We start from the raw sequence: 13,964 nt of genomic DNA on the forward strand, positions 1-13,964 counted from the left end.
GGCTTCGACCGGGTACCAAAAAATAATCTGCCATCGGGTGGACAGTCATTGCACACCGGCTGGCAGTCAAAACAGGTATCCTCAAGGGAGGTATCCATGACAAGCGCCAATCAGAGGGCCGGTGCGATCAGAGGCGGCATGCCACGCAAACCGATCAAGATAAGCCAGGAAAAGGTTGTCATCGGCATTTCAGTCGTTCTTTTTTCAATATTCTCCATCGTCCTCGACAAATTCCTCTCCGAAGGCAACATCATTGCACTTCTGAAGAATGTATCCATTCTCGGCACTCTGGCCGTGGGCATGGGACTGGTGGTGGTTGGCCGGGGCATCGATCTGACCATGGTCGCCGTCATGGTCGTCGGCGTCGCCTTCAGCATCTGGGTTTCTTCCCTGGGGATCGATTTCACCGTCGCGGTGCTCATCGGCGCCGTGCTGGTCGCTCTGATCGGTCTTTTCACCGGAGTCATGATCGCTTTCGCCGAAATTCCGCCAATCTTCGCGACACTGGCCATTGCGTCCTCCATTTACGGAACCGGCCGGATCATCTTTCCCTCGGACGTCCTCTACGCGCCCAACAATGTCGGCTGGTTGAAATGGGTCGGCTCGGGAACGCTGTTCGGGATCCCGGCCTCGGTGCTCATCTTCGGCATCGTGTCGGTGACCATGGGGCTGTTTCTTAGGAAGACGCGCTTCGGCCGGCTGGTCTATGCGACCGGAGACAATCCGAACGCAGCCCGGAACATGGGACTGCCGACACGGCCGATCATCGTGACGCAATATATCATCAGCGCCTTGATCGCCTTCATCGCCGGCCTCATCATGACCGGCCTCGTCACCGGAATTAACACGCGGATCTACAATTCCAGCCTGATCTACGACGTGCTCCTGGTGGTGGTCCTCGGCGGCATCGGCCTGTCCGGCGGCCAAGGCGGCGTGCGCAACGTCATCGTCGGCACCATTCTCGTCGGCATCCTCACCAACGGCATGACGATCCTGAACGTCAGCTACACCAATCAGAATCTCATCAAGAGCGTCATTCTCCTGACGGCTCTGGCCATCGACGCGATCATCAATCCGCGCGACGAGCAGACGTCTCAAACCGGGGACATCTGATACCGGCGGCACAGACTGCCGACGTCCTTGCACCTGACAGGCCGCTATCAAGAGCCGCTTTCATAAGTCCTCAGACGGACGAACAGGGAGGAAACCATGGCAATTCTCAGGACTATTCTGGCCGCCGGCATCGCTGTCGCGGCACTCTGCGGCGCCGCTTCCACCGCGACGGCACAGGAAACCGATCAGGTCGGCCGGCAAGCCTACCTTGATGCGGTCAAGGGCAAGAAAGTCATCTTCATTCCGATTTCGCAGGGCTTCGATCTGAATCAGGCCTGGGTGGCGGTCTGGCAACGCCATGCTGCCCGATACGGCTTCTCTCTCGAGGTTCGCGATCCGAACGGCGATACCAATGCCGGCATCCGGGCGATGCAGGGTGCCATCGCCGAGAAGCCGGATCTCATCATCGTGCAGAACCCGGACGTGCAGACCTATGCGCGGCTGCTCAAGCAGGCCCAGCAGGCCGGCATCAAGGTGCTGCAGGTCAACATGCAGTCGGCAACCCAGACCGACAGCTATGTCGGGAATGACTGGATCGAGATGGGCAAGCTGGAGATGGGCGAGCTTGCCAAAACCTGCACCGCACCGAATGCGCCGTCCCACAAGGTGGTGTGGCTGGCAGGCGTCCAGACCGGTGCGGCCAACATCTACATGCGCACCGGCATCGACGCGGTTCTGAAGCAATACCCGCAGCTTCAGCTCGTCTCGGACCAGCCGGCCGATTATTCGAGCGAGAAGGCGCGCCAGATCACCGAGACCGTGCTTCAGCAGCACCCCGATCTCTGCGGCATCATGGGCATCTGGGACAATGCCGAAGTCGGCGCGGGTGCCGCGGTCGCGGCCGCCGGCAAGCAGGATCAGGTGACGATCGTCACCAACGGTGCGGGCAGCGACACCGGGTGCCAGAGCATCAAGAACGGCCTGCTGGACGTCATCTTTAATTTCAATGCGCCGGTTCAGGGGGAAATCGCCGCGCAGCAGATCTCCGAACTTCTGCAACACCCCGATCACAAGGCCGGCAGCGAGAAGACGATCTTCTTCGGCCCGGTCACCCGCGTCGACAAGAACAATGCGACGGGCAGGAACTGCTGGAAAATCGACGAACTTAAATAATGGAATCGACCGATGAGCATGGCCGAAAGCCTTGTGCGCTGGCGTTACCGCTTCCTCCCGGATCATGTGGTGGGAGAGCTGCTGTCCAAGAAATGGATCGACAGCGTCATTCCCTTCACGGCGCTGGTGCTTCTTTTTGCAATCTTCGGATCGATCGTGCCCGGTTTTTTCGGTCTGGCGACATTGACCAATCTCAGCGGCCAGGTTGCCGAACTGGGGCTCGTCGTCCTGGGGCTCACCATTGTCATCGTGTCGGGAGGCATCGACCTCTCGATCGGTTCGACCTTCGCGCTGGCGGTGCTGGCCACGCTCTATGGAATGAATGTCGGACAGTGGAGCTTCGGCACCGGACTGGCGGCGACGCTCGCCGTGGGGGCCGCCTGCGGTTTCATCAATGCCGTGATGATCGGCATCCTGCGGATGCGGGCCTTCCTGACGACGCTGGTCACCTTGATCATCTTCCGTTCGGCGTTCGAGATCCTGTTCCCCAAGGTATCCACGGCGCTGGTGACGAGCTCTCCGGATTCCCCGGTTTACGACTATCTCGGCCTCGGGCAGATTGCCGGAATTCCGGCGTCCTTCGTGTTCTTCTTGGTGACGGCGGTCATCCTGCACATCATCCTGTCGCGAGGCCGCTACGGCTGGCGACTGTTCGCCGTCGGCGGGGCGCGGCGGTCGGCCTATAATGCCGGAATCAATGTCCGGCTCACCGTATTCAGCGCCTATGTGGTTTGCTCGGTGCTTGTGGCGCTCGCGGCTTTCCTTTTTTGCGCCCGCATCGGCAGCGCCGCGTCGGACGTCGGTTCGGGCCTGGAACTGCAGGCGCTGACCGCCACGGTGCTGGGAGGCATTTCACTTGGCGGCGGACGGGGCTCGGTCGCCAAGGCGCTCATGGGCGTCGTCTTCGTGCTGGTGCTGTCCAACGGCCTTCTGACCCTCGCGGTGCCGGGGCCTGTCAACGACCTGACGCTCGGCTTCGTCCTGCTCGCCTCGGTCTTTCTCGACGTCCGCTGGACGAAGAACCGGCACAAGATCCTGCGCAGCGTCTACATCTCTCCGACCCTGGTGAAGATGCCGGAGCCCGTCTCGACCGAACCCGGGATGCCGATGGCGGTGAATGACAGGCTGAAAGACGTCGGCGTCATCGGTCTGGGGGTCCTTGACGGCGCCGAAGACGTGATCTTCGACGGCGAGGACCGGCTCTACACCGGAAGCAGGCAAGGCGAAATCCTGCGCTTCTACCCACCCGATTACACACGCTGGGAAGTCTTTGCCCATATCGGCGGTGCCCCGCTCGGCATGGCGTTCGACCGGCAAGGAAACCTCATCGTCTGCGTCGCCGGCATGGGCCTCTATCAGGTATCGCCGGCCGGCGAGGCGAAGCTCCTGACCGCCGAGACGAACCGCAGCCTGACCTCGGTCGTCGACGACAGTCCGATGAAGCTCGCTGATGACTGCGATATCCTTCCCGACGGACGGATCGTGTTTTCGGAAGCCACCGTACGTTTCGAGATGCACGACTGGTACGCGGATGCGCTCGAGAGCCGTGGCAATGGCCGGATCATCACCTATGACCCGTCGAGCGGAGTTACCCGGACGCTGATTTCCAATCTCGTCTTTCCCAATGGCGTCTGTACCGCGTTCGACGGGCAATCGGTTCTGTTCGCCGAAAGCTGGGCGTGCCGGATCAACCGCTATTACTTTGCCGGTCCCAAGGCCGGCAGGTTGGAACGGGTGATCGAGGGGCTGCCGGGCTACCCGGACAATATCAACCGCGCGTCCGACGGCACCTACTGGCTGGCCCTGATGGGCATGCGGACCCCGGCTCTCGATCTTTCGCTGGAGATGCCCGGTTTCCGGCGGCGGATGGCGCGCCGCATCTCGGAGGACGCGTGGCTGATGCCCAACCTCAACACCGGCTGTGTCCTGCGTTTCAACGAGAAGGGGGAAATCCTTGAAAGCTTCTGGGACCAGACCGGAGCGAAGCATCCAATGATCACGTCGATGCGCGAACACAAGGGCGTTCTCTATCTCTGCGGAATCTTCAACAACCGCATGGGGACACTCGATCTGCCCAATGCGGATAAGAACTGGTTCAGTTCCCATTCCTACTGGGGCAAATCGGCATGAGCCCGTTTGGAGAATTCCTCGACCGCTTTTTCGGCCGCAGGGCCTGGGCGGTTACCGTTCCGACCTTCGACGGGCCACTGCTGCCCAACCAGAGGCTCGAAGAGGCGGAGACGCTCGCCGCGCTCGACGCGGCGGACAACGTGGTGTCCACCCACAAAGGCATTCTCGTTTCGAGTGGGAAGCGCCTCCTCCGAATCCGGGCGGACGGTGACATGGAGGAACTCGCCAGCTTCGATCAGCCCGTCACGGCGCTTGCCGCCGCACGCGGCATGACGGCGGTGGCGCTCGATGGCGAAGGCATCGTCATCCGCGGCGGCGCTTACGATGGCGCGGCGTTCAAGACCACGGGAAACATCAATCTCGGCTGCGTCACCGCATTGACCTTCCTGAACAGCGACACGCTGCTTGCCAGCAATGGCTCGGCGTCGACGGGCTTCTCCGGCTGGCGCCGCGACCTGATGCAGAAAGGCTGTTCCGGCAGCGTCCTGAAGATCGATCTGGCGCGGCGCCGGATCGAACTGGTGAAGTCGGGCCTTGCCTGGCCGGCTGGCGTGGCGACAACCGGATCCAACCGCATTTTCGTCAGCGAGTCCTGGCGACACCGCATCCTGTCGATCGATCTGAACAGCGGAGAAGTGGAAAACGTCCTCGAACATCTGCCGGCCTATCCGGCGCGCATCTCCCCGGCCATGGATGCAGGATATTGGCTGACCTTCTACTCCACACGGAATCAACTGGTGGAGTTCATCCTGCGCGAGGACCGCTATCGCAGGCGCATGCTCGAGGAAATTCCCGAGGATTTCTGGATGGCGCCCTCGCTGAGTTCCTGGAACTCCTACCGGGAGCCGATGCAGGGCAGCCAGCTCAAGCAGATGGGCGTCCTGAAACCCTATGCCGTGACGCGTTCCTACGGATTGGTGGTCAACTGCGATCCGCAGATGCGGCCGCTGAGGAGCTTCCATTCCCGTGCCGACGGCAGGATGCATGGAACCCTGGCTGCCTGCGAACATGGCGAGGATCTGATCATTGCGTCACGGGGGGGCTCGAAAATTCTGAGGCTTCCCGATGTGGCAGGCAGACAGCGAGGCTGACATGGGCGATGCTGACATGGGCGATGCTGATATGGGCGATATCGTCGAATTCCGAAACGCGACCAAGACGTTCGGCGGGATAGCGGCCTTCCGCGGCGTCAACTTCACGCTCCAGCCAGGGGAGATCCATGCGCTGCTGGGAGAAAACGGCGCCGGAAAGTCCACCCTGACCAAGGTGATGGCCGGGGTCCATACCCTCAGCGAGGGCAAGCTGCTCCTCAATGGGCAAGAGGTGAATTTCAGCTCGCCGGCGGAGGCCTTGAAGGCGGGAATCGCCATGGTGTTCCAGGAAACGAATCTGGTGCCGGCCATGACCGTGGCGCAGAATCTCTACCTGGGTGAGGAGAAGCTGTTCAATCGCCTGCGCGGCCTCAACGTCCAGGCACGGCAGTTCCTGGCAGGCATGGGATTCCAGGTCGATCCGACCGCACAGGTGAGCACGCTGGGTGCCGCCCACAAGCAGATGGTCGAGATCGCCCGCGCCGTGCATCACCGCGCGCGGGTCATCATCTTCGACGAACCGACGGCGACCTTGACCCCGGAGGAGAAGCGCCATTTCTTCAATCTCGTGGACCGGCTGGTCAAGGCCGGGGTGGCCATCGTGTTCATCACGCATGCGCTGGAGGAGGCATTGCAGGTGGCCAGCCGCATCACGGTGATGCGCGACGGCCAGATCGTCGCCACCGGCAGGGCGGCGGATTTCACCCGCGGCTCCATCGTCCAGGCGATGGTGGGCCGCAATCTGTCCGAAACGCTGCATGGATCGGCCAAGCGCGCAACGCGCAGCTACGGGGAAAAGGTTCTGTCCGTGGAGAACCTGTCCTGCGCCGGTCTGGTCCGGAACTCCTCCTTTTCGGTGTTCGCCGGTCAGGTCACCGGGATGTTCGGGCTGGTCGGCGCCGGCCGAACGGAGATGGCCAAGGTGATCGCCGGCGTGATGAAGCGCAATGTCTTTCATGGCGGTGAAATCCGGCTCTTCGGCAAGTCAGTGCGCTACCGGGTTCCGCGGCCGGCCATGCTCGACGGGATCGTCTATGTCACCGAGGACCGCAAGCTCGATGGCTTCTTTGAAACGATGACCGGGGGAGAAAATCTCCAGATCGGTGCCCTGTCGAATGGCAACAACCCGCTTTCGATCGTTTCACCGGCCCAGGCAAAGGCGCTGGTCGATCATTGGGGTACCCGGCTCCGGCTCAAACAGATCAGCGATCAGGCACGCATGATCGAGCTGTCCGGAGGAAACCAGCAGAAGGTGGTGATCGCCAAATCCCTGATCCAGAAACCGAAGCTCATCATCTTCGACGAGCCGACGCGCGGTGTCGACGTCGGCGCCATCGTCGAGATCCATCAGCTGATCAGTGATCTTGCCGATGACGGCATGGCCGTCGTGGTGATTTCCTCCTATCTGCCGGAGATCATGGCGGTTTCGGACCGCGTCCTCGTGGTGAAGCGCGGCCGTGTCGTCGAAGAGATGATGGCCTCCGAGGCATCCGAAGAGAAAATCATGTTTGCCGCCGTCCACTGACCCCATACGTGCCCGGATCATCCCTCCGCGTTCTGGCGTGGTCGCCTGGAGGCGCGCCGGTGGCTGGCGCCCCGGCAGTTCAACCCCGTGCCCGCTGCCTGACCTTCGGCCTCCATCGGTGATCCGGGTCAACTTGACCTCTCCGGCGGCTTATGCGAGCTTTCGCAGGCGGCTTTTGGGGAGAGTTGGCTATGTTGTCACGCTGTTGCGATATAGTCTCCCGGCCGCAGAGGCAGATCAGCGCCGCTGATCGCAAGTAAAGCTCCGGTAGACATGTCAGGCATCAACCTCAAACTGCTGCAAACCTTTCTTCTTGCCGCGGAGTCCGGAAGTTTTCGCAAGGCTGCGGAGGAAAGCAACCGGTCGCCCTCCGCGGTCAGCATGCAGATCAAGGATCTTGAGGAGCAGATCGGCATCAGCCTGTTCGTACGGACGCCGCAGCGGGTAAGCCTGACCAGCGAAGGCCAAATCCTGTTCGAGGAAATCGGGCGGGCAATGGGCGACGTGCAGGCCAGCCTCGACAGGCTTACGGAACTTGCCGCCCGCCGCAAGGGAAAGATCCAGATCGCCTGCGCCCCGACCCTGGCGGCGAGCCGCCTTGGCGACATTCTGTCGACGTTCAAGCTGCGCTATCCACGCAGCGTCGTCGAGGTGCAGGAAACCCCGCCGCAGGCGGCACTCGCCCTGTTGCAGAACCAGGAAGTCGAATTCTACATTGGACCGGAAGTCCCCAATCTCAACGAGTTCCAGTTCGAATCGATCATCGATGATCCGTTGGTCAGCTGCATACCCGATGAATTCTACAACGGAGAAAAGAAGATCGGGCTGGAGGCCCTGGCCCAGTTTCCCCTGATCATGCTCAATCGCAAGACAGCGGTTCGCGGCCTCGTCGACCGCCTGACGCGCAAGGAAGGCATCGAGCTCAAGGTCCAGTACGAAGTGGAGAGCGCCCAGACGGCCCTGGCGCTGGCGTCGTCCGGGCTCGGTGTCTCGATCGTGCCGAGCATCGCACTCGGGCCGAAAGTCGACCATCATTTCCATGTCGTGCCGCTCGACAACCCCAACTCCCGGCGGGCCGTCGGCATCATCACCGCTCGTGGTTATGTGCAGCACCGGTACGCCGAACAGCTGATCATCCTCATCCGCACCAAGCTGCGCGAAGGCTGAAGCGCGCCGGGCCTGTGCGATGGGGACGATCCCCGGCTTCTGACGATCGAGCCCGCTGGTCTTGCGCAGAGATCAGCGGGTTTTCGTCGTCCGGGCCGGCCAATCGGGTTCCTCCAGCAGGGACAGGGGCAAGGCGGTGGTGTGCTTGATCTCCGACAGCGCGATGGCCGAATTGGTTTCACGCACCGCCGGAAGCTGGGACAGCTTCTCCCGGAAGAAGTGTTCATAGGTTTCGACGTCCCGCGCGACCACCTTGATGATGTAATCGGTGGCCCCCATCAGCGTGTAGCATTCCAGCACTTCCGGCAGCTGGCGCACGGTCTCCTCGAATTCGGGCAGGGTCGCGCGGCCATGGGCGGCGAGCTTCACCTGCGCGAACACCAGCACGTTCAGCCCGAGTTTCTTCCGGTCGAGCAGGGTCGCGCGCAGGCGAATGACGCCGTTCTCCTCCATCCGCTTGATACGGCGCCAGCACGGCGCTTGTGACAACCCCACCCGCTCGGCGATCTCGGCACTCGACAGCTGGGCGTCGGATTGCAGCAGGGCCAGAATGCGGCGGTCGATGGCGTCGAGTTCGATCCGCATAAAATCCCTCTCCAGATCGGCGATCAACGAATTGAATGATGCGTAATTTCCGCATAGCGGGCATTAGAACGCAAAGAAAATTCGCTGCGCCAACGGTATAATCGGACCAACGACCCGATACCCCCCGACACGCCGCTGCGGTCGCGGTCGCTTCCTGCCCCGCTTTTCCATCACCGCCGCCTCTCGGACGGAAGTCCGATGCCAGCACCCGCCTTTGGGAGGAATGCCATGGATGCCCCTGTGCCTGTTCGGGCACCATTGAGTCTGCATGTGCCGGAGCCTCCGCAGCGGCCCGGCAGCGAGATCGATTTCAGCACCCTTGCCGTGCCGCCGGCCGGCACCGCCCGCCGTCCCGACACCGACTGTCCGGCGGCCGACATGACCGACCTCGCCTATGATCTGGTCCGCGTGCTCGATGATCAGGGGCATGCCGTCGGTCCCTGGGACCCGGTGCTCGGCCCCGACACGCTGGTGCGCGGGCTGCGGGCGATGATGACGGTGCGCGCCTATGACGAGCGCATGCAGCGTGCCCAGCGGCAGGGCAAGACCTCCTTCTACATGAAATGCACCGGCGAGGAGGCGATCGCCGTCGCGCAAGGAATGGCGGTCGACCGCAGCGACATGCTGTTTCCGACCTACCGGCAGCAGGGGTTGCTGATCGCCCGCGACTGGCCGCTGGTCGACATGATGTGCCAGGTCTTCTCCAATGCCGGCGACCGGCTGAAGGGCCGGCAGATGCCGGTCTTCTATTCCAGCAGGGAAGCCGGCTTCTTCTCGATCTCCGGCAATCTGGGGACGCAATACAGCCAGGCCGTGGGTTGGGCGATGGCCTCGGCGATCAAGGGCGACAGCCGCATCGCTGCAGCCTGGATCGGCGAGGGCGCCACCGCGGAGGGCGACTTCCATCACGCCCTGACCTTCGCGTCGGTCTACCGCGCCCCGGTGATCCTCAATCTGGTCAACAACCACTGGGCCATCTCCTCCTTCCACGGCATCGCCGGCGGGGAGCGCACGACCTTTGCGGCGCGGGGCCTCGGCTATGGCATCCCCAGCCTGCGCGTGGACGGCAACGACTTCCTGGCGGTCTTCGCGGCGACGCGCTGGGCGGCAGAACGGGCGCGCGCCAATCTCGGCCCGACCCTCATCGAGTTGTTCACCTACCGCGCCGCCGCCCATTCCACCAGCGACGACCCCGCCAAATACCGGCCGGAGAATGCCGGCGCCCACTGGCCGCTGGGGGATCCGATCGACCGGCTGCGCCAGCACCTGATCGCGCTGGGCATCTGGTCGGAGGCCAGGCAGGAGGAACTGGCCCGGGAGGTCGCGGAGGCGGTCCAGGTCGCCGGAAAGGAGGCCGAATCCCTCGGCACCCTCGACAAGGGGCCGTTCCAGTCGGCCCGCACGATGTTCGAGGACGTCTACAAAACCATGCCCTGGCATCTGGAACGCCAGCGCCGGCAGGCGGGGGTCTGAGCGATGGCGACCATGACCATGGTCCAGGCGCTGAACGCGGCGATGGACGTGATGCTGACGCGGAGCGGCGACGTCGTCGTTCTGGGCGAGGATGTCGGCTATTTCGGCGGCGTGTTCCGCTGCACCGACGGGCTGCAACGCAAGCATGGGCGCGACCGGGTCTTCGACACCCCGATCACCGAAGCCGGCATCATGGGGATCGCCGTCGGCATGGCCGCCTACGGCCTGCGTCCGGTCGCCGAGATGCAGTTCGCCGACTACATCTACCCGGCCTGCGACCAGCTGATCTCCGAGGCGGCGCGGCTGCGCTACCGGTCCGGCGGCGAGTTCACGGCACCGGTCACCGTGCGTGCGCCCTATGGCGGCGGCATCTTCGGCGGGCAGACCCACAGCCAGAGCCCGGAGGCCATCTTCACCCACGTCGCCGGGCTGAAGACGGTGATCCCCTCAACCCCGTACGACGCCAAGGGGCTGCTGATCAGCGCCATCGAGGACGACGATCCCGTGATGTTCTTCGAGCCGAAGCGTCTCTACAACGGCCCCTTCGAAGGTTACCACGACCGCCCGGTGGTGCCCTGGGCCAAGCATCCCGCCAGCGAGGTGCCCGACGGCCATTACGCCATCCCGCTGGGCAAGGCGGCGACGGTGCGCAGCGGCACCGCCGTCACCATCCTCGCCTACGGCACCATGGTGCATGTGGCGCTGGCCGCCGCCCGCGACGCACAGGTCGATGCCGAGATCCTCGACCTGCGCACCCTGGTGCCGGTCGACATCGAGGCGATCGAGGCATCGGTGCGCAAGACCGGCCGCTGCGTCATCGTGCATGAGGCCACCCGGACCGGCGGCTTCGGCGCCGAACTGTCCGCCCTGGTGCAGGAACACTGCTTCCACCATCTGGAGGCGCCGATCGAGCGGGTCACCGGTTGGGACACGCCCTACCCGCACGCCTTCGAGTGGGAGTATTTCCCCGGCCCGGCCCGGATCGCCGAGGCGTTGCGCCGCGTGATGGAGGAGTGAGCATGGCGCGCTATGTCTTCAAGCTGCCCGACGTCGGCGAGGGCACGGCCGAGGCCGAGATCGTCGCTTGGCATGTCGCGCCCGGCGATCGCGTCGCCGAGGACCAGACCCTGGTCGATGTGATGACGGACAAGGCGACGGTGGAGATCCCGTCGCCGACGGCCGGCACGGTGCTGTCGATCAACGGCGCCCCCGGCGCGATGCTGGCGGTCGGGTCCGAACTGGTCGTGCTGGAAGTCGAGGGAGCCGGCGATCAGGTCCCTGACGAGACCCCCGGCGACACGCTCAACGACGCCCCCGTGGCGGCGCAGCCTGAAGCGACCGCTGCAGCGCCTGCCGCCGCTGCCCCCGCGCCGGATGTCGCACCGGCCCGGCCGGACGGCACGACGCCAGCCCTGCTGGTCCGCCGGCCGCCCGGCGTCAAGCCGACGGCCTCACCCGCGGTGCGGCGCCGTGCCTGGGACCATGGCATCCCGTTGCAGTTCGTCGCCGGCTCCGGCCCCGGCGGCCGGATCCTGCATCGCGACCTCGACCGTCATCTTGCCGGCGGAGGGGGTGAGGCCGACGGTGTCGCCTTGGCCGAGCGGCCGTCCTCCCTGGCCAGAACCGGGGTATCGGAGGTGCCCGTGCGCGGCCTGCGCCGCAGGATCGCCGAAAGCATGCAGGAGGCCAAGCGCCACATCCCGCATTTCTCCTACATCGAGGAAATCGACGTCACCGCCCTGGAGGAATTGCGTCTCCACCTCAACGCCGAGGGTGGTACCGCGCGGCCGAAGCTGACCCTGCTGCCCCTCCTGATCCGCGCCCTGGTCCGGGCGCTGCCGGAGTTCCCGCAGATCAACGCCCGCTACGACGACGCGGCGAATGTCGTCCAGCAGTTCGAGGCGGTACATGCCGGCATCGCGACGCAGACGCCGGGCGGGCTGGTGGTGCCGGTCGTCCGCCATGCCGAGACGCTCGACCTCTGGCAGGCCGCCGACGCGATCCGCAAACTGGCCGCCGCCGCGCGCGACGGGAAGGCCGGGCGGGAGCAGCTCAGCGGCTCCACCATCACCATCACCAGCCTGGGCGCGCTGGGCGGCCTCGCCACCACGCCGATCATCAACCGGCCGGAAGTCGCCATCGTCGGCGTCAACAGGATCGTCGAGCGGCCGGTGGTGCGCAAGGGCAGCATCGTCGTGCGGTCGATGATGAACCTGTCCTGTTCCTTCGACCACCGGGTCGTCGATGGCTGGGACGCCGCCTCCTTCGTTCAGCGGGTGAAGACGTCGCTGGAACAGCCCGCCACCCTTTTCATGGATCAACCACGATGACCGTACCCAGCGTAAAGACCGTCACCGCCAAGGTGCTCGTGGTTGGCGGCGGGCCGGGCGGCTATGTCGCCGCCATCCGCGCCGGCCAGTTGGGGCTCGACACCGTGCTGGTCGAGGCCGACCGGCTGGGCGGCACCTGCCTGATCCGCGGCTGCATTCCGTCCAAGGCGCTGATCCATGTCGCCGGCCGCTTCGAGGCGATGGGGCAGTCGCTGGGCGATGGCCGTTTCGGCATCGCGCTCGACACACCGCCGCGCCTCGATCTCGCCGCCGCCGTGCGTTGGAAGGACGGGATCGTCGACCGCCTCAGCGGCGGCGTGGCGGCCCTGCTGCGCAAGGCGAAAGTGCGGGCGCTGCGCGGCTGGGCGGTCTTCTCCGACGCCAAGACCTGCACCGTCCAGACCAGCGATGGCCCGCTGACCGTGAGGGCGGAGCATGTGATCCTCGCCACCGGCTCGGAGCCGGTGCCGCTGCCGGCCCTTCCCTTCGGCGGGCCGGTTCTGTCCTCGACCGAGGCGCTGTCGTTGGACCGGCTGCCGCGCCGGCTTGCGGTGGTCGGCGGCGGCTATATCGGGCTGGAGCTGGGCAGCGCCTTTGCAAAGATGGGTTCGGCGGTGACGGTGGTCGAGGCACAGCCGCGCATCCTGCCACTGTACGACGCGGCTCTGACCGATCCGGTGCGGCGCTGGTTGGAACGGGCCGGGGTGACCGTTCATCTCGGGGCTCGCGCGCTGGGGATGGAGGCCACGGGGGACGGGCATGCGCTGGTCGTACAGACGGCGGACGGTGGGACGATCCGCCTGCCGGCCGACGCCGTGCTGTCGACCGTGGGCCGGCGTCCCCGGCTGGAGGGCTGGGGATTCGAGACGATGGGGGTCGATCGCCAGGGAGCCTTCGTCGCGGTGGACGACCAGTGCCGCACCTCGATGCGCAATGTCTGGGCGATCGGCGATCTGGTCGGCGAACCGATGCTGGCGCACAAGGCGTCGGCGCAGGGCGAGATGGTGGCGGAGATCATCGCCGGCCACCGCCGCCGCTTCGCGCCGGCCGCGATCCCGGCGGTCTGCTTCACCGAGCCGGAGATCGTCAGCGTCGGCCTGTCGCCGACCGAGGCGTCGGCACAGGGGATCGACGCGATCGTCGACCAGTTTCCCTTTGCCGCGAACGGCCGTGCGCTGACCCTGGACGCCGGCGAGAGCGGCTTCGTTCGGCTGGTGGCGCGTCGGGAAGACCGGCGGGTGATCGGCATCCAAGCGGTGGGCGCCCACGTCTCCGAGTTGTCAGGGGAATTCGCACTGGCTCTGGAAATGGGGGCGGAGCTGGAGGATTTGGCGGGAACGATCCATGCCCACCCGACGTTGGGCGAGGTCTTTCATGAAGCTGCGCTCAGACTGCTGGGACGACCGCTCCATTTCTGATTGGATATTTGCGACATTG

The 13,964-nt window shown here is 64.7% G+C and carries 11 protein-coding genes; 10 read left to right on the top strand and 1 reads right to left on the bottom strand.

The window, feature by feature from the left end:
• Window positions 1-96: 96 nt before the first annotated feature.
• From J2848_RS29585 to J2848_RS29610, 6 genes are all read left to right on the top strand, one after another.
• Window positions 97-1,113, top strand: a complete 1,017-nt coding sequence (locus tag J2848_RS29585) for an ABC transporter permease (RefSeq protein ID WP_211103288.1) — start codon at window positions 97-99, stop codon at window positions 1,111-1,113.
• Window positions 1,114-1,209: 96 nt separating this feature from the next.
• Window positions 1,210-2,226: a sugar ABC transporter substrate-binding protein gene (locus tag J2848_RS29590; protein WP_149234163.1), complete on the top strand. Its 1,017-nt coding sequence runs from the start codon at window positions 1,210-1,212 to the stop codon at window positions 2,224-2,226.
• A gap of 12 nt (window positions 2,227-2,238) precedes the next feature.
• Window positions 2,239-4,356 (top strand): ABC transporter permease, encoded by a 2,118-nt coding sequence (locus J2848_RS29595; RefSeq protein ID WP_149234162.1) that lies wholly within the window; start codon window positions 2,239-2,241, stop codon window positions 4,354-4,356.
• Window positions 4,353-5,447: an NHL repeat-containing protein gene (locus tag J2848_RS29600; protein WP_149234161.1), complete on the top strand. Its 1,095-nt coding sequence runs from the start codon at window positions 4,353-4,355 to the stop codon at window positions 5,445-5,447. Before J2848_RS29595 ends, J2848_RS29600 begins: the two co-directional genes overlap by 4 nt.
• A gap of 1 nt (window position 5,448) precedes the next feature.
• Window positions 5,449-6,972: a sugar ABC transporter ATP-binding protein gene (locus tag J2848_RS29605; protein WP_211103287.1), complete on the top strand. Its 1,524-nt coding sequence runs from the start codon at window positions 5,449-5,451 to the stop codon at window positions 6,970-6,972.
• A 273-nt stretch (window positions 6,973-7,245) separates the two neighbouring features.
• Window positions 7,246-8,139, top strand: a complete 894-nt coding sequence (locus J2848_RS29610) for a LysR family transcriptional regulator (RefSeq protein ID WP_149234160.1) — start codon at window positions 7,246-7,248, stop codon at window positions 8,137-8,139.
• 72 nt (window positions 8,140-8,211) lie between these two features.
• Here the strand turns inward: J2848_RS29610 and J2848_RS29615 are convergent, their stop codons facing one another.
• Window positions 8,212-8,751, bottom strand: a complete 540-nt coding sequence (locus J2848_RS29615; RefSeq protein WP_246194226.1) for an Lrp/AsnC family transcriptional regulator — start codon at window positions 8,749-8,751, stop codon at window positions 8,212-8,214.
• A gap of 201 nt (window positions 8,752-8,952) precedes the next feature.
• On the opposite strand from J2848_RS29615, the gene J2848_RS29620 reads away from it, so the two are divergent.
• The 4 genes from J2848_RS29620 to lpdA are packed head-to-tail and all read left to right on the top strand — an operon-like array spanning window position 8,953 to window position 13,945.
• On the top strand, window positions 8,953-10,197 hold the full coding sequence (locus tag J2848_RS29620; RefSeq protein WP_149234159.1) for a thiamine pyrophosphate-dependent enzyme: 1,245 nt from the start codon (window positions 8,953-8,955) through the stop codon (window positions 10,195-10,197).
• A 3-nt stretch (window positions 10,198-10,200) separates the two neighbouring features.
• Window positions 10,201-11,214, top strand: a complete 1,014-nt coding sequence (locus J2848_RS29625) for an alpha-ketoacid dehydrogenase subunit beta (RefSeq protein ID WP_211103286.1) — start codon at window positions 10,201-10,203, stop codon at window positions 11,212-11,214.
• A 2-nt stretch (window positions 11,215-11,216) separates the two neighbouring features.
• Window positions 11,217-12,527 (top strand): dihydrolipoamide acetyltransferase family protein, encoded by a 1,311-nt coding sequence (locus tag J2848_RS29630; protein WP_149234158.1) that lies wholly within the window; start codon window positions 11,217-11,219, stop codon window positions 12,525-12,527.
• Entirely contained in the window at window positions 12,524-13,945 is a 1,422-nt protein-coding gene (gene lpdA / locus J2848_RS29635; RefSeq protein ID WP_149234157.1) for a dihydrolipoyl dehydrogenase, read from the top strand. The genes J2848_RS29630 and lpdA overlap by 4 nt, the downstream gene beginning before the upstream one ends.
• The last annotated feature ends 19 nt before the right edge of the window (window positions 13,946-13,964 follow it).

Origin of the sequence: Azospirillum lipoferum, from assembly GCF_024170005.1 — a bacterium.
Classification (GTDB): Bacteria; Pseudomonadota; Alphaproteobacteria; order Azospirillales; family Azospirillaceae; genus Azospirillum; species Azospirillum lipoferum.